The sequence below is a fragment of the Symbiobacterium ostreiconchae genome (genome assembly GCF_055396975.1).
The window spans coordinates 891,693-907,544 of sequence record NZ_AP042454.1; the positions used below are offsets into that span (position 1 = coordinate 891,693).

General features: G+C 65.5%; 8 protein-coding genes, 3 tRNA genes, 3 rRNA genes and 1 pseudogene. 1 reads left to right on the forward strand and 14 read right to left on the reverse strand.

Features of this window, described 5'->3' with window-relative positions; genetic code table 11:
• Nucleotides 1-70: 70 nt before the first annotated feature.
• The 8 genes from ACZ5UM_RS04480 to metG all read right to left on the reverse strand — a co-directional run bounded on the left by ACZ5UM_RS04480 (nt 71) and on the right by metG (nt 9,288).
• A tRNA-Arg gene (locus ACZ5UM_RS04480) sits at nt 71-146 on the reverse strand.
• A gap of 253 nt (nt 147-399) precedes the next feature.
• Nucleotides 400-475 (reverse strand) — tRNA-Glu (locus ACZ5UM_RS04485).
• A gap of 6 nt (nt 476-481) precedes the next feature.
• Nucleotides 482-556, reverse strand: a tRNA-Val gene (locus ACZ5UM_RS04490).
• 67 nt (nt 557-623) lie between these two features.
• Nucleotides 624-731 (reverse strand): 5S ribosomal RNA (gene rrf, locus ACZ5UM_RS04495).
• 112 nt (nt 732-843) lie between these two features.
• A 23S ribosomal RNA gene (locus tag ACZ5UM_RS04500) occupies nt 844-4,196 on the reverse strand.
• A gap of 349 nt (nt 4,197-4,545) precedes the next feature.
• A 16S ribosomal RNA gene (locus ACZ5UM_RS04505) occupies nt 4,546-6,110 on the reverse strand.
• The 16S, 23S and 5S rRNA genes sit together here with 3 tRNA genes alongside, the layout of an rRNA operon.
• 340 nt (nt 6,111-6,450) lie before the next feature.
• Nucleotides 6,451-7,227 carry a TatD family hydrolase gene (locus tag ACZ5UM_RS04510; protein ID WP_464847163.1) on the reverse strand — a complete coding sequence of 259 codons (777 nt, stop codon included), beginning with the start codon at nt 7,225-7,227 and terminating at the stop codon, nt 6,451-6,453.
• Between the two features lie 69 nt (nt 7,228-7,296).
• Nucleotides 7,297-9,288 (reverse strand): methionine--tRNA ligase, encoded by a 1,992-nt coding sequence (gene metG, locus ACZ5UM_RS04515; protein ID WP_464847164.1) that lies wholly within the window; start codon nt 9,286-9,288, stop codon nt 7,297-7,299.
• Nucleotides 9,289-9,881: 593 nt separating this feature from the next.
• On the opposite strand from metG, the gene ACZ5UM_RS04520 reads away from it, so the two are divergent.
• Nucleotides 9,882-10,139, forward strand: coding sequence for an AbrB/MazE/SpoVT family DNA-binding domain-containing protein (locus tag ACZ5UM_RS04520; RefSeq protein WP_173355310.1), 258 nt, complete (start codon nt 9,882-9,884; stop codon nt 10,137-10,139).
• Nucleotides 10,140-10,181: 42 nt separating this feature from the next.
• Here ACZ5UM_RS04520 and rsmI read toward each other — a convergent pair whose 3' ends face one another.
• The 6 genes and pseudogenes from rsmI to ACZ5UM_RS04550 all read right to left on the reverse strand — a co-directional run bounded on the left by rsmI (nt 10,182) and on the right by ACZ5UM_RS04550 (nt 15,809).
• Nucleotides 10,182-11,033, reverse strand: coding sequence for a 16S rRNA (cytidine(1402)-2'-O)-methyltransferase (rsmI, locus tag ACZ5UM_RS04525; RefSeq protein WP_464847165.1), 852 nt, complete (start codon nt 11,031-11,033; stop codon nt 10,182-10,184).
• Between the two features lie 648 nt (nt 11,034-11,681).
• Nucleotides 11,682-12,329: pseudogene (locus tag ACZ5UM_RS04530) on the reverse strand (PSP1 domain-containing protein); the annotation flags it as partial.
• 42 nt (nt 12,330-12,371) lie between these two features.
• Complete coding sequence (holB, locus tag ACZ5UM_RS04535) at nt 12,372-13,385, reverse strand: DNA polymerase III subunit delta' (protein ID WP_464847166.1); 1,014 nt, start codon at nt 13,383-13,385, stop codon at nt 12,372-12,374.
• A 12-nt stretch (nt 13,386-13,397) separates the two neighbouring features.
• Nucleotides 13,398-13,727 carry a cyclic-di-AMP receptor gene (locus ACZ5UM_RS04540; protein ID WP_464847167.1) on the reverse strand — a complete coding sequence of 110 codons (330 nt, stop codon included), beginning with the start codon at nt 13,725-13,727 and terminating at the stop codon, nt 13,398-13,400.
• A gap of 21 nt (nt 13,728-13,748) precedes the next feature.
• Entirely contained in the window at nt 13,749-14,387 is a 639-nt protein-coding gene (tmk, locus tag ACZ5UM_RS04545; protein ID WP_464848280.1) for a dTMP kinase, read from the reverse strand.
• 12 nt (nt 14,388-14,399) lie between these two features.
• On the reverse strand, nt 14,400-15,809 hold the full coding sequence (locus ACZ5UM_RS04550; protein ID WP_464847168.1) for an aminotransferase class I/II-fold pyridoxal phosphate-dependent enzyme: 1,410 nt from the start codon (nt 15,807-15,809) through the stop codon (nt 14,400-14,402).
• Nucleotides 15,810-15,852: the final 43 nt, after the last annotated feature.

Consider the following 15,852-nt stretch of genomic DNA (forward strand, 5'->3'; position numbering starts at 1 on the left):
GGAAGGCTGGCAACTTCTGCACGCGGGTGTACAGCAAAGCCCGGTGATCAGCTATCACCGGGCTTTGCGCTGGCGTGCCTACCAGGATTCGAACCTGGGACCTCTTGCTCCGGAGGCAAGCGCTCTATCCACTGAGCTATAGGCACCTATGAGCGGTGAGCGGTGAGCAGTGGGCGGTGGGAAGTGGGAAGTGGGAAGTGGGAAGTGGGAAGTGGGAAGTGGGAAGTGGGAAGTGAGCAGTGGGCGGTGGGATGTGAGCAGTGAGAAAGTAGTGGACGAGATGGTGAGACGTTGAGGGGGATGAAAACGGAAGGCGAGAGGCTGGAGGAAAGCCGTGAGAAGCGGGCGCCCCGCGGTACGATGTAAGGGGAAACCTGCAGGCACTGCCTGCAGGCGCAGTGGTGACCCCAACGGGATTCGAACCCGTGCCGCCACCGTGAAAGGGTGGTGTCCTAGGCCTCTAGACGATGGGGCCGGATGTTGGTGGGCGGTACTGGGATCGAACCAGTGACCCCTTGCGTGTGAAGCAAGTGCTCTCCCGCTGAGCTAACCGCCCGGTTGAATCCGGTCCGCCGTCCCCCGGCGACGGCTGCCGCCGGGGGAGGCTTACCGCAGAAATCTAGTTTGGGCAGCGACCTATTCTCCCCCTTGCGGAGTACCTTCGGCCCTGGAGGGCTTAACTTCCGTGTTCGGTATGGGAACGGGTGATCCCCTCCGGTATCGCCACCCAAAAATTGTGGACTGTAGGTAGGCGATCCTCGGAACCGCCATCGGCAGTTCCTGCGGACGCCTGGGTCCTACCCTCAAAACTGCACAGCGATCTGCACACGCTCCGGCTTCAGCGAAATCAAGCCCTCGGCCGATTAGTACCGGTCCGCTCCACGGCTTGCGCCGCTTCCACTCCCGGCCTATCTACCTGGTCATCTTCCAGGGGCCTTACTCCCTTGCGGGATGGGAGATCTCATCTTCGGGCCGGCTTCGCGCTTAGATGCTTTCAGCGCTTATCCGTTCCGGCCTTGGCTACCCAGCTGTACCCCTGGCGGGATAACTGGTACACCAGCGGGCCGTCCACCCCGGTCCTCTCGTACTAGGGGCAGTTCCCGTCAAATCTCCTCCGCCTGCGATGGATAGGGACCGAACTGTCTCACGACGTTCTGAACCCAGCTCGCGTACCGCTTTAATCGGCGAACAGCCGAACCCTTCGGACCGACTTCAGCCCGAGGATGCGATGAGCCGACATCGAGGTGCCAAACCTCCCCGTCGATGTGGACTCTTGGGGGAGATCAGCCTGTTATCCCCGGGGTAGCTTTTATCCGTTGAGCGACGGCCCTTCCACTCGGAACCGCCGGATCACTAAGCCCGTCTTTCGACCCTGCTCGACCTGTCTGTCTCGCAGTCAAGCCCGCTTCTGCCTTTACACTCCCCGGATGATTTCCAACCATCCTGAGCGGACCTTTGGGCGCCTCCGTTACCTTTTGGGAGGCGACCGCCCCAGTCAAACTGCCCACCTGGCACGGTCCACGACCCCGTTGCAGGGGCCCGTGTTAGAACTTCGATGCTGCGAGGGTGGTATCCCAACGGCGCCTCCACCGAATCTGGCGACCCGGCTTCGCAGGCTCCCACCTATCCTGTACACGCACCACCAAAATCCAATGCCAGGCTACAGTAAAGCTCCACGGGGTCTTTCTGTCCAATCGCAGGTAACCTGCATCTTCACAGGTATTGCAATTTCACCGGGTCCCTCGCTGAGACAGTGCCCAAGTCGTTACGCCATTCGTGCGGGTCGGAACTTACCCGACAAGGAATTTCGCTACCTTAGGACCGTTATAGTTACGGCCGCCGTTTACTGGGGCTTCGGTTCAAAGCTTCGGCCTTCCGGCCTGACCTCTCCCCTTAACCTTCCAGCACCGGGCAGGCGTCAGCCAGTATACGTCGCCTTCCGGCTTAGCACTGACCTGTGTTTGTGGTAAACAGTCGCTTGGGCCTCTCCTCTGCAACCCTCCCCCGCTCTGCGGCGTCTCTCCGCTCACGGTCCGAGGGCCATCCTTCTCCCGAAGTTACGGATGCATTTTGCCGAGTTCCTTAGCGAGGGTTCTCCCGCGCACCTGAGGATTCTCTCCCCGCCTACCTGTGTCGGTTTGCGGTACGGGCACCCCGGGTCTCCCTAGCGGCTTTTCTCGGCAGTGTGGCGTCAGGGGCTTCCCTACTTCAGTTCGGTCGGCATCGCGTCTCACGTTTAGCCCGGCGGACTTCCCTGCCGGGCCACGCTACCCGCTTACCCCGGCTCAACCAGCGGCCGGGTCCCCCTAGCCTCCTGCGTCCCCGCATCGGTCAAGCGACCCGTAGGTGGTACAGGAATGTCGACCTGTTTCCCATCGCCTACGCCATTCGGCCTCGGCTTAGGTCCCGACTGACCCTGAGCGGACGAGCCTTGCTCAGGAATCCTTAGGCTTTCGGTGGACAGGATTCTCACCTGTCTTTTCGCTACTCATACCGGCATTCTCACTTCCATGCGCTCCAGCCGTCCTTCCGGTCGACCTTCGACGCACATGGAACGCTCCCCTACCGCGTGAGCAGTGAGATGTGAGTAGTGAGTAGTGAGCTATTGCAACCTCTGCATCAGCGCGTAAATCTGCTTCCCGAGCTGTTCGTACTCGGATATCACCTTGTCCATGGCAGCGATCTCGTACCCGAGATCCCTGGCCAGACTCAGCAGCACGAACATCTCGTTGGCAGACCCCAACGCCATCCGCAAGAAGTGTCGGAAGTCAGCGGCCGACTCGCGCCGACCGAATCCCTCGGCGATGTTCGCCGGTATCGATACGGCTGCGCGACGCAGCTGCTGTCCGAGCTCGAACTGTTCGTGCGCCGGAAAGCTTCGGGTCAGCCGGTGTACCGTCAGCGCCAGCTCATAGCTCCGCTGGTACACCCGCAGATCCCGAAAACTCCGGACCGCACTCACTGCTCACCACTCACCTCTCACCGCTCACACCCGCAGCTTCGGTGTCCTGCTTAGCCCCGAGTATTTATGGCGCAGCGTCATTCGACCAGTGAGCTATTACGCACTCTTTCAATGATGGCTGCTTCTAAGCCAACATCCTGGTTGTCTCTACAACGCCACATCCTTGCCCACTTAGCAGGAACTTCGGGACCTTAGCTGGCGGTCTGGGCTGTTTCCCTCTTGACGACGGACCTTAGCGCTCGCCGTCTGACTGCCGGCCATACTTGCTGGCATTCGGAGTTTGACTGAGTTCGGTAACCGGTAGGGCCCCTAGCCCAATCAGTGCTCTACCTCCAGCAAGCTCACATGCCGACGCTAGCCCTAAAGCTATTTCGGGGAGAACCAGCTATCTCCCGGTTCGTTTGGCTTTTCACCCCTATCCACAGCTCATCCGATAGCTTTTCAACGCTAACCGGTTCGGGCCTCCACGGGGTCTTACCCCCGCTTCACCCTGGCCATGGATAGATCACCGGGTTTCGGGTCTACAGCCACTGACTACGCCCTCTTCAGACTCGCTTTCGCTTCGGCTCCGGGCCTGAGGCCCTTAACCACGCCAGTGACCGTAACTCGCCGGTTCATTCTTCAATAGGCACGCACTCACCCACGTACGGGGCTCGTACTGCTTGTAGGCACACGGTTTCAGGGTCTCTTTCACTCCGCTCCCGCGGTGCTTTTCACCTTTCCCTCACGGTACTGGTTCACTATCGGTCGCCAGGCGTATTTAGCCTTGGAGGGTGGTCCCCCCGGATTCCCACGGGATTCCTCGTGTCCCGTGGTACTTGGGATCCGCCCAGCGGCGCCTCGCCTTTCGCCTACAGGGCTCTTACCTTCTGTGGCGGGCCTTTCCAGACCTCTTCGGCTAGACTCGGCAGCATCGCTTTACGGGCGTCCCGCAACCCCAGCAGCGATGGCTCGCTGCTGGTTTAGGCTCCTCCCCGTTCGCTCGCCGCTACTGAGGGAATCTCGGTTGATTTCTTTTCCTCGCCCTACTGAGATGTTTCAGTTCGGGCGGTGCCCCCCCACAGCCTATGGATTCAGCTGTGGGTGACTGGCCATTACGCCAGCCGGGTTGCCCCATTCGGAGATCCCCGGATCTACGCCTGCTTGCGGCTCCCCGAGGCTTATCGCAGCTTTCCACGTCCTTCATCGGCACCTGGCGCCCAGGCATCCACCGTGTGCCCTTCCCAGCTTGATTTCGCTGAGATGCACGCTTCCCGCGTTGCCTTTGCGTGTGTCCACTGTGCAGTTTTCAAGGTACGACGCTGCTGCAGGGAACCCAAGGTTCCCGAAGCAGCCCGTGGTCCCGTGCGGGAGCGAAGCTCCCGCAGGCACTCACTGAGGGGCTCGAAGATCCTGAGTCAGCAAGCGTGCGGGCCGGAACAGCTCTCACTGCTCACAGCCCACTGCTCACCGCTCATCTCGAACCCTCAAAACTAAACAGTGCAGATTCGGTCCGCCCAGCGGCCGTCAGTTTCCCTCAGCCCGTTTTGATGGGCTGAGGATCGACCTCGGAGTCTCCCCTTCTCAGGGGCTGTGCTCCTTAGAAAGGAGGTGATCCAGCCGCACCTTCCGATACGGCTACCTTGTTACGACTTCACCCCAGTCACCGGCCCCACCTTCGGCGGCTGCCTCCCTTGCGGGTTAGCTCACCGACTTCGGGTGTTGCCAGCTCCCATGGTGTGACGGGCGGTGTGTACAAGGCCCGGGAACGTATTCACCGCGGCGTGCTGATCCGCGATTACTAGCAACTCCGACTTCACGCAGGCGAGTTGCAGCCTGCGATCCGAACTGGGACCGCCTTTCGCGATTGCCTCCCCCTCGCGGGTTCGGGGCGCTCTGTGGCGGCCATTGTAGCACGTGTGTAGCCCAGGACATAAGGGGCATGATGATTTGACGTCATCCCCACCTTCCTCCGGTTTGTCACCGGCAGTCTCGCATGAGTGCCCACCATAACGTGCTGGCAACATGCGACAGGGGTTGCGCTCGTTGCGGGACTTAACCCAACATCTCACGACACGAGCTGACGACAACCATGCACCACCTGTCTCACCGTTCCTCTCCGAAAAGAGGCACCCCCGCATCTCTGCAGGGTTCGGTGGATGTCAAGCCCTGGTAAGGTTCTACGCGTTGCTTCGAATTAAACCACATGCTCCGCTGCTTGTGCGGGCCCCCGTCAATTCCTTTGAGTTTCAACCTTGCGGCCGTACTCCCCAGGCGGAGTGCTTAGTGCGTTAGCTCCTGCACGAGGGGGGTCGATACCCCTCACACATAGCACTCATCGTTTACGGCTAGGACTACCAGGGTATCTAATCCTGTTTGCTCCCCTAGCTTTCGCGCCTCAGCGTCAGTGACTCCCCAGGCAGCCGCCTTCGCCACTGGTGTTCCTCCCGATCTCTACGCATTTCACTGCTACACCGGGAATTCCACTGCCCTCTAGAGCACTCAAGCCCGCCAGTTTCAGAGGCACCCCCGGGGTTGAGCCCCGGTCTTTCACCCCTGACTTAACAGGCCGCCTACACGCCCTTTACGCCCAGTAATTCCGGACAACGCTCGCCCCCTACGTATTACCGCGGCTGCTGGCACGTAGTTTGCCGGGGCTTCCTCGCCTGCTACCGTCAAACCCCGCCCATTTCCTGACGGGGCCCTTCTTCGCAGGCAACAGAGCTTTACAACCCGAAGGCCTTCTTCGCTCACGCGGCGTTGCTGCATCAGCCTTTCGGCCATTGTGCAAAATTCCCGACTGCTGCCTCCCGTAGGAGTCTGGGCCGTGTCTCAGTCCCAGTGTGGCCGGTCGCCCTCTCAGGCCGGCTACCCATCGTCGCCTTGGTGGGCCGTTACCCCGCCAACCAGCTAATGGGCCGCGGACCCCTCCTCTGCCAGCGCCACTGACTCCAGCGCCTTTTCTCCCAGCCCCATGCGGGACCGTGAGCTTATCCGGTATTAGCAGGCCTTTCGGCCTGTTATCCCAGAGCAGAGGGCAGGTTATCCACGTGTTACTCACCCGTCCGCCGCTGGGCTTCAGGGCCGAAGCCCCGAAGCCCCGCTCGACTTGCATGTCTTAGGCACGCCGCCAGCGTTCGTCCTGAGCCAGGATCAAACTCTCCGTGGAAAGCTTGACTTTGGCTCCTTTGGAATACCGGCTCGCTCGGCTTCCCTCTTCTGCACTGTCTAGTTTTCAAGGTTCGAGATCCGCCGCCGCCGTCAGGCGACAGCTTCACCAGTTTAGCAAGTTCCCGGCGTCGTGTCAACCGGCCAGTTCGTGCCACTTGGCCGTTCCGGCCGGCTGTCTCCGCCGTGAACCCCGCCGCCCAGCTGGCGGCAAGATGGCATTTTAGCAGACGCACAGGACGGCGTCAACCGACCAATTGCTGGTGAACCGCGCCGCCCGGCAAGATGTTAGTATAGCGACTGCCGGGCGGGTCGTCAACACACTTCGCTCTTTCGGTCCACTAGGCATCCATCCGGAGCACGCGCCGGGCATTCGCGGTCGTCGCCGCCGCGATCTCCTCCAGCGTGGTGCCGCGCAGCTCCGCAAGGAACTCCGCGACGATCCGCACGTAGCCCGGCTCGTTGCGCTTGCCGCGGTACGGCACGGGTGCGAGATACGGATCATCCGTCTCCAGCACGATCCGGTCCAGCGGCAGCCGCCGGGCCACATCCTGACCGACCGGATTGTTCTTATACGTTACCGTTCCGCCGATGCCGATATAGAAATTCAAGGCGAGACATCGCTGGGCAATCTCCCAGTCGCCGGAGAAGCAGTGCATGATGCCGCCAACTTCATCCGCCCCCTCTTCTTCGAGGATGCGCACCACGTCCTCGTGGGCATCGCGGTTGTGAATGACCAGCGGCAGCCCCAGCTCCCGGGCCAGGCGAATCTGCTGCCGAAAGACATCCCGCTGCACATCGAACGGCGCCCGGTCCTTCCAGTAGTAGTCCAGGCCCACCTCGCCCAGCGCCTTCACCCGCGGGTGACGGGCCGCTGCCCGGATCTCCGCCTCCGCGTCGGGTCCCCATTCCAGGGCGCTGGTGGGGTGGATGCCCACCGCCGCCCACACCCAGTCGTGCCGCTCGGCGAAGCCCAGGGTGATCGGCAGCAGCGCCCGCTCAAAGCCGATCACCATCAGCTGGCTGACGCCCATCTCCCGTGCGCGCGCCAGCACATCGTCCCGGTCCTGCGCGAACTGGCGCCCCGTATCCACATGCGAGTGCGTGTTGAACAACATCCCGCGTCCCTCTTTCAGTTCATCTCCCCGGGCGCCTGGCAGGGGCGCCCGGGGAGACGTGATCTGGTTTTACTTCACGCGCATCCCGGTGGGGAAGTCCGGCTTGTCCAGCGTGACCAGGCTCAGGCTGCCGTCTTCCGCGGTGGCGGCCAGCAGCATGCCGTGCGACTCCACGCCGCGCAGCTTCTTGGGCTTCAGATTGGCCACCAGGACGATCCGCTTACCAATCAGCTCCTCGGGCGCGTAGTGCTGCGCGATGCCCGAGACGATCTGCCGGCGCTCCTCGCCCACCGCCAGCACCAGCCGGAGCAGCCGGTCGGCCTTGGGGATCCGCTCGGCTTCCACGATCTCCGCGACCTTCAGCTCCACCCGGGCGAAGTCATCGTAGTCGATCTCCGCCACGCCGTCAGCCTGCTCGCCCGGCCCGGCCGCCGGCTGCGCCCCGGGCTTCTGCCCGCCCGGCCCGGCCGCCGCCTCGCCGGTCTTCGCCTTGGGCACGGCGGCCTCGCCGTCCTCCTTCGGCAGCTCGATCCGCGGGAAGAGCGGGCTCCCCCTGCGGATCACGGTGCCCGGCTTCAGGCCGCCCCAGGCGACCGCGTCCTCCCAGGGAACCGTGCGGACCTTGTCCGGCTCGAGGCCCAGCTGCTCCCAGATGCGCTCCGGCGTATGGATCAGGAACGGCGTGAGCGTCACGGCCAGGAGGCGCAGCGACTCCGCCAGGCTGTACAGCACGTTGCGAAGCTGGCCCGCCTTGGCCGGATCCCGAGCCAGGGCCCACGGCGCCTGCTCGTCGATATACTTGTTCGCCCGGTCCACCAGCTTCCACAGCGCCGCCAGGGCCGTGGAGATCTCCAACCGGTCCATGGCCTCCTGGAACTCCCGCAGCACCTGTGCCGCGAGATCGGCCAGGACCCGGTCATCGGTGGCCGGATCGGGCTCGGGCACCCGGCCGTCGCTGAACTTGTTGATCATCTGCGTGGTGCGGGAGAGCAGGTTGCCCAGGTCGTTGGCCAGGTCGTTGTTGGTGCGCAGAATGAACGCCTCTTCCGTATAGGTGCCGTCAGAGCCGAAGGGCACCTCCCGGAGCAGGTAGTAGCGCACCGCGTCCAGCCCGTACCGCTCAATGAGGACGAAGGGATCAACCACGTTGCCCTTTGACTTGGACATCTTCTCGGCCTGCGAGCCGAACAGCAGCCAGCCGTGGCCGAAGACCTTCTTGGGCAGCGGCAGACCCAGGGCCATCAGGATGCACGGCCAGATGATGGTGTGGAACCGCACGATCTCCTTGCCCACCAGGTGCACATCCGCCGGCCAGAACTTCCGGTACAGCTCGTCGTTCTCGGTGCCCCAGCCCAGTGCGGAGATATAGTTGGAGAGCGCGTCGATCCACACGTAGATGGTCTGTTTCTCATCGATGGGCACCGGGATCCCCCAGCGCACGGTGCTGCGCGAGACGCACAGGTCCTCCAGCCCCTGGTTGATGAACGAGACCATCTCGTTCTTGCGCGAGGCCGGCTGGATGAAGTCGGTCTCCTCGATATACTTCAGCAGCGGCTCCGCGTACTTCGAGAGGCGGAAGAAGTAGCTCTCCTCCTTCGTCCACTCGACGGGGCGGCCGCAGTCCGGGCAGAGGTTCCCCTCCTTCAGCTTGCCCTCGATCCAGAACGTCTCACACGGCGTGCAGTACCAGCCCTCGTACGAGGACTTGTAGATGTCCCCCTGGTCGTAGAGCTGCTTGAAGATCTTCTGCACGACCTTCTTGTGCCGCTCCTCCGTCGTGCGGATAAAGTCGTCATACGAGATGTGCAGGGCCGCCCACAGGTCCTTGATGCCCGCCACGATCTCATCGACGAACTGAATCGGCGTCTTCCCCTCGGCGAGCGCCGCACGCTCAATCTTCTGGCCGTGCTCGTCGGTGCCGGTCAGGAAGTAGGTCTCGTGCCCCAGCCGCCGGTGGTAGCGCGCCAGCGCATCTGCAGCGACGGTGGTGTACGAATGGCCGATGTGCAGCTTGCTGCTGGGGTAGTAGATGGGCGTTGTGATATAGAACCTGGTCGTCATGCCGAACCTCCTCCTCACAAATCTCGCCCCGCAGACGCACAAAGCCTCGTCCCGCTGAAAGGGACGAGGCTTGCACCCCGTGGTACCACCCTTGTTCGCCCGACCCAGGTCGGACCTCGTGCGGATACGGGCCGATTCCGCGGCCGATATCCTGGCCCTCTAACGGGAGCCCCCCGTCCCAGCCTACGCAGTTCCGAAAGAACCTTCAGCCGGCCGCTCCAGAGCCATGTTCGGGCCGTCTCGGTCGCCGCCGGCTTGCACCAGACCCGGCTCGCTGTGGGGACCTCAGACCCTACTCATCTCTTTCATCGCGTTTGAATGGCCATAGTATAGGCGACTCCGAAAACGGTGTCAAGACCCGCCCCCGCTGCTAACGGCTGCCGCACCTGGGGAAAATGCCCAATTGACCCTTGACTTAGGACGCGTATCCAGTTATCGTTGTCATAAGCGGGCAGACAGCCCTTAACCAGATACCCGTTCGAATGTGCCGTGGGTAACGTTAAGGCATTGACTTGACTTTTTCTGCCATAACTGTTATCATCGGTGATAGAGCTTTCGCAGCCCCTGGACGCAAGGAGGGAATGCGCCATATGATGAAGTCCACGGGAATCGTCCGGAAGGTAGACGAACTCGGCCGGGTCGTGATTCCGATCGAACTCCGTCGTACGTTAAACATTGAGGAGAAGGACTCCCTGGAGATCTACGTTGACGGGGACAAGATCATCCTGCGCAAGTATGAGCCGGCGTGCGTCTTCTGCGGCAACGCGGCCAATGTGGAAAACTTCAAGGGTAAGAACGTGTGCCAGTCCTGCCTTGCCTCCATGGCTGAGCGTGCTCATCAGGTCGGGTAGACGATAAGACCAGAAAGCACTCCGCCGCGCGGAGTGCTTTTTTCATTCCTCTTCCTTCGCGTCGAGCACGGCCTGGTAGACGACCTTGCGGGAGACGCCGTACCGCTGGGCGACTTCCTTCATCGCCGCCTTGCGGTCCATTCCCTCCGCCGTGCAAGCCGCCACCTCCCGGGCCAGGACCGCCGGGTCCGGCGCCCCGGCCGCAGCTTCCGCCGGCGCCTCTTCGGCCCCCGCCAGCACCAGCACGAACTCCCCCCTCGGAGCGTGCGCGGTGAAGTGGTCGATGAGCTGGGTGAGGCTCCCCCGCACGAACTCCTCGTGGACCTTCGTGAGCTCCCGCCCGACGGCGGCCTGCCGGTCGCCGAGCGCTTCGTGCAGGTCCCGCAGCGTCTCCAGCAGGCGGTGCGGCGCCTCGTACAGGATGAGGGTCCGCTCTTCCGCCTTCAGCCGCTCCAGCGCCCGCCTGCGCTCCCGGCCCTTGTGGGGCAGAAACCCTTCGAACGCAAAGCGCCGGGTCGGCAGTCCCGCGCCCACCAGGGCCGTCACGAACGCTGTGGGCCCCGGCACGGGGACGACGGGAATGCCCGCCTCCACGGCGCGCCGCACCAGATCCTCTCCCGGGTCGGAGATGGCCGGCATCCCGGCGTCGCTCACCAGGGCCACGTCCTCGCCCTCCAGCAGCCGCCGGATCAAGGCCGGACCGGCCGTGCGCTGGTTGTGCTCGTGGTAGCTGGTGGTCGGCGTGTCGATCTGGAAGTGGTGCAGCAGCTTGCGCGTCTCCCGCGTGTCCTCGCACGCGATCACGGCCACCGACTTCAGAATCCGCAGGGCCCGGTGGGTGATGTCCTCCAGGTTCCCGATCGGCGTGCCGACAATGTAGAGCGTGCCCGCCACGTTGCGAGATCCTCCTGTGGATTACCCTTCGGCCAGCCCGCTGGCCGCTGTCGTGCCGTCTGCTGCCGGCGCACCGTCTGCGGTCCTGCGGGCTGACCCGGCGGCGCTGCGCCGGCGGCGCCGCCGCCGCGAGCCGCGCCCGGTCCGCCCCGCTGTCTTCACTTCTGCCTGCCCGGCGGCCGCCTCCTGGGTGCTGCGTGTGCGCGCATCGCCGGCCTGACCGCCTCTGGCCGGCGAGCCTCCCTCCTGCTCGCCCCCCGCGCGCGCCGCCCCGCCGCGGCCCTCCGCATGGGTCGCGCTGCCGGCTGTCCGGGCCGGCTTCCGCTTCTTCCGCCTGGACCGCTTGCTCGGGCCGGCCTTGCCCGGATCCTGCGGCTCACCGCTGCCGTCGGCCGCCTCCGGCGCAGGAGCGTCTGCGGCGCCCGCCTCCTGGGTCTGTGCTCCCCGGTTCCGGCCGCGCCCCCGGCGGACGCGCTTCTGCTCCTCTTCCGCGCCGGCGATCCGAGCCTGGTCCTCCTCCTTCGGCCGAGTCCGCGCCGGGGAGGCCGGTGCCGCAGGCTCCGCCAGCCACTCGACCTCGGGCACCTCCTCCGGCTCAGGGTCGGGCAGCGGCGGCGGCACGTAGCCCGGCGCCAGCGTCGGATCGGTCTTTGCCGCTTCGTAGGTCTCCTGCTCAAAGCGCAAGCAGCACATCAGCCTCCCGCACAGCCCGGAGATCTTCGACGGGTTCAGCGAGAGGTTCTGGTCCTTGGCCATGCGGATCGACACCGGCGCGAAGTCGCCGAGGAAGCTGGTGCAGCAGAGAACCCGCCCGCAGGGCCCGATGCCCCCGAGCAGCTTGGCCTCATCCCGCACGCCGATCTGGCGCATCTCGATCCGAGTGCGGAAGACCGAAGCCAGGTCCCGGACCAGCTCGCGAAAATCGACCCGGCCTTCCGCCGTAAAGTAGAAGATGATCTTTGAACCATCAAATGTATACTCAACGTCGACCAGGTACATGTCGAGGTTGTGTGCCTCGATCTTCTGGAGGGCGATCGCAAAGGCATCCTTCTCCTTGCGCTTGTTCGCCTCCGCGATCTGGGCATCCCGCTCGTTCCCGATGCGAATCACCTTTTTCAGGGGCTGCACCACCTCGTCTTCGGGGACCATCTTCGGCCCCACGACGACCTCGCCGTACTCAACGCCCCTGACCGTCTCCACGATGACCCGATCTCCCTGGGCGACGGGCAGCTCACCGGGATCGAAGTAGTAGACCTTCCCGGCGAGCTTGAAGCGTACGCCTACGACACAGACCACCCCGTCACCTCCTCGCTGCCATGGGCAGCGTTCCCATCTATCTCAGCGCCAACCGGCTCCGGGCTGGGCTGCGCCGTGGAGGTCGAGCAGCAGCACATCCAGCACCAGCCGGGTGTTGGCGTTGCGGAGCAGCGCCCCACGGGCAGCAGCCACGCTCTCCAGCATCGCCATCAGGCCCTCGCCGCCGTAGCGGTGGGCGATCCTGTGCGCGTCCGCGATCCGGTCCCGGTTCACCACCAGCCGCTCGGGCGCCTCCCGGGCGAGCAGGAGGGCATCCCGCAGCCACAGGGCCACCATCTCCAGCCGCTCCTCCAGGTGGTCCTTCTCCTTTTCCCAAGCGCCGGCCTGTTCCAGCAGGTCGGCGTCGTCCATCTCCCCCAGGCGGAGCAGGAGGCGCAGGGCCTCGTCCCGGCGCTGGGCCACCTCCGGGTTCGCGGCCATCGCCAGCGCCGCCCCCACCGACCCGCCTGCAAGCGAAGCGAAGAGGTGGGCCTCCTCAACGCCGATGCCCGCCTTCTCCTGCACCACCGCCGCGACCTCCTCCGGCGGCAGCGGCGAGAAGTGGACGATCTGGCACCGGGACACGATGGTCGGCAACACGCCGGCCGCGTTCGTCGTCAGCAGGACGAAGCAGGCGTAAGAAGGCGGCTCCTCCAGGACCTTCAGCAACCGGTTGCCCGACTCGGCGTTCATGCGCTCGGCCCCGTCGATCACGACGACCCGGAAGCGCCCCTCCGTCGGCCGGGCGTACACCTCGTTCTGCACCTGGCGCATCTGCTCGGTGCGGATCACCCGCCCGTCAGGCTCCACCACCATCACATCGGGGTGGACCGGCGGGTCCTCGGCCAGTTTCAGGCAGCTGCGGCAGGAGCCGCAGGCCTCGCCGGCGTGCGGCGCCAGGCAGTTGAGGCTGCGGGCCAGCTCCAACGCGGCCAGCCGCTTGCCCACCCCGGGCGGCCCGGCAAACAGATACGCGTGGGCAACCCTGCCCCCGGCCGCCGCGCGGCGCAGCAAGTCCACGGCCATCTGCTGGCCACGAATCGCGGACCACGTCACGCCCAAGGCCCCCTAGAACTGCTCGAAGCGCTCCACGCCGAGCACGAAGATGATGGCGCCGCCGACCGTGATCTCCACCGGATAAGGAATGTACGAGTCCGCCGGCCCGCCCATGGGCGAGAGCGGCGTAACCAGCTGCTCCCGCGACCTGCAGGTACTCTTGATGATGCGCAGAATGTCCTCCACCTTATCATCGTCCACGCCCATCAGGAGGGTGGTGTTGCCCTCCCGCAGGAAGCCGCCCGTCGAGCTGAGCTTCGTCGCGCGGAACCCTTCCTGGGTCAGCGCCGTCAGCAGGCGGTGGGTGTCCTTGTCCTGGACGATCGCGATGATCAACTTCACGCAGGTTCGCCCTCCTTTCGCTCACGGTGCGGCCCCGACCCCGCGGAAGCGGCGGGGCAGCACCTCCTCCACCAGCCTCCGGATCTCGTTCTGCACCTCGTCCACGCTCCTGGATGCGTCGACCACCTTCACGCGCCGGGGCTCCGCGCGGGCCAGCTCCAGGTACCCCTCCCGGACCAGCTGGTGATATGCCAGCGACTTGCGCTCAATGCGGTCGGTCTCGCCGCTCTCCCGACGGGCCAGGGCCGCCTCCGGGGCCAGGTCCAGCACGATCGTGCGGTGCGGGCGCAGCGCCCCCGTAGCCATTTCGTTGATCTGCGTCAGAAACTCCAGCGGCAGGCCCCCGGCCACACCCTGGTAGACCAGCGACGAGTCGACGTACCGGTCGCAGATCACCACCTTGCCCGCCTCCAGCGCCGGCCGGATCGTCCGGGCCACGTGCTCGGAGCGGCTCGCCGCGAACAGGAGGGCCTCCGTGATGACCGACATCCCCCGGTTGTCCGGATCCAGGAGGATCCTGCGGATCTGCTCCGCGATGGGCGTGCCGCCCGGCTCCCGGGTGAAGACGTAGGGCACGCCCTGCGCATCGAGGTGCTGCAGCAGGAGCCGGATCTGGGTCGACTTCCCGGACCCGTCGACCCCCTCGAAGCTGATGAACACCGACAACGCCGCTCACTCCTCCACGACCTGGATGGTGCTCAGCTGCGGATCTGCCGGACCCTGGAGGTGCCAGCCGGAGCGGACGGCGTGCCGGAGGTAATCCAGCACGTCGGCGGTCAGCCGTTCGCCGGGCGCGACCACCGGTATGCCCGGCGGGTAGGGCGCCACCAGTTCGGCCGCGATGCGGCCTGCGGCGCGGCTGAGCGGCACCGCTTCCTTACGGGCTAAGTATGCCTCCCGCGGCGCCAGGACCACTTCAGGCCATGGCGGCTCCGGCGGGAGGGGCGGAATGCCCCCTTCCGCGGGAAGCCGAGCCAGCCCGCCTACCAGCGCGTCGATCTGCTCGCGCGCATCCCCGGGCGAGAGCACGGCAAGCAGGTACGTCAGCCCGGCCGCCTCCACGGCCACCCCGGCCTCGCTCCACAGCCACTCAGCCGCCCGGAACCCCGAGAGGCCCCGGCCCCGGACATCGATGAGCAGCTTGGTCGGGTCGTCGGTGGGGCGCACCCGGAGGCCGGGAAGGCCGTCGATCCGCCGGCGGGCCTCATGCGCCAGCTCCAGGGCCCGCTCCCAGTTCGCCCGCCCCGCCAGGGCGAGCTCGCGGCGGGCCACGTCCAGCGACGCCATGAGGAGGTATGACGGGCTGGTGCTCTGCACCAGCCGGAGCATCTCCTGCAGCCGCTCAGGCCGGATGCGGCTGCCGTGGCCCAGGTGGCACAGGGAGGACTGGGTCAGGCTCCCCCCCGTCTTGTGCAGGGACTGGACAACCCCGTCGGCGCCCAGTTCCAGCGCAGAAGGCGGCAGGGCGGGATGGAACGGGAAGTGCGCTCCGTGCGCCTCGTCCACCAGGACGGGGAGCCCGGCGCGGCGGATGCGGTCGATCGCGCCGGCCGTGTCCCCGGCGATGCCGTAGTAGGTGGGATGGACCAGCACCGCCGCCGCCGATCCCGGCAGCGCCTCCTCCAGCGACGGGAGCAGCGGGCCGGTGGCGATGCCCAGCTCCGGGTCGAAGGCGACCCGCACCCAGCGGGGTCGGAGCCCGGCCAGGATGAGGGCCCCCAGCACCGACCGGTGCGCGTGGCGCGGGACCGCGATGGCCTCGCCGGGCCGGCACGCGGCGAGGATCAGCGCGTGCAGGCCGGCGGTGGTGCCGCCCACCAGGAAGTAGCTCCGCCACGCGCCGAACGCCTGGGCGGCCAGCCGCTGCGCCTCGGCGATGACGCCTTCGGGCGCGTGCAGGTCGTCGAGCCCGGGCGCCTCGGTCTGGTCGATCGCCAGCGCGTTGGGCCCCAGAAAATCCCGCCACGCCGGGGGCGCGCCGCGCCCCATCTTGTGACCGGGCACGTGCAGCGGCGCCCGCACCCGGGCGGCGTACGCCCTGAGCGCCTCAAAAAGCGGCGCCCGGTCCTGCTCCTGCGTCACTCAGCGACCCTCCTCACGGCTGTATTCGACGGGCCGCGGCGTG

What these genes read in the sequence shown, in the direction of transcription:
- ACZ5UM_RS04510 (WP_464847163.1), bottom strand. Translation starts at nt 7,227, where the DNA reads ATGTTGTTCAACACGCACTCGCATGTGGATACGGGGCGCCAGTTCGCG.
- metG (WP_464847164.1), bottom strand. Translation starts at nt 9,288, where the DNA reads ATGACGACCAGGTTCTATATCACAACGCCCATCTACTACCCCAGCAGC.
- ACZ5UM_RS04520 (WP_173355310.1), top strand. Translation starts at nt 9,882, where the DNA reads ATGAAGTCCACGGGAATCGTCCGGAAGGTAGACGAACTCGGCCGGGTC.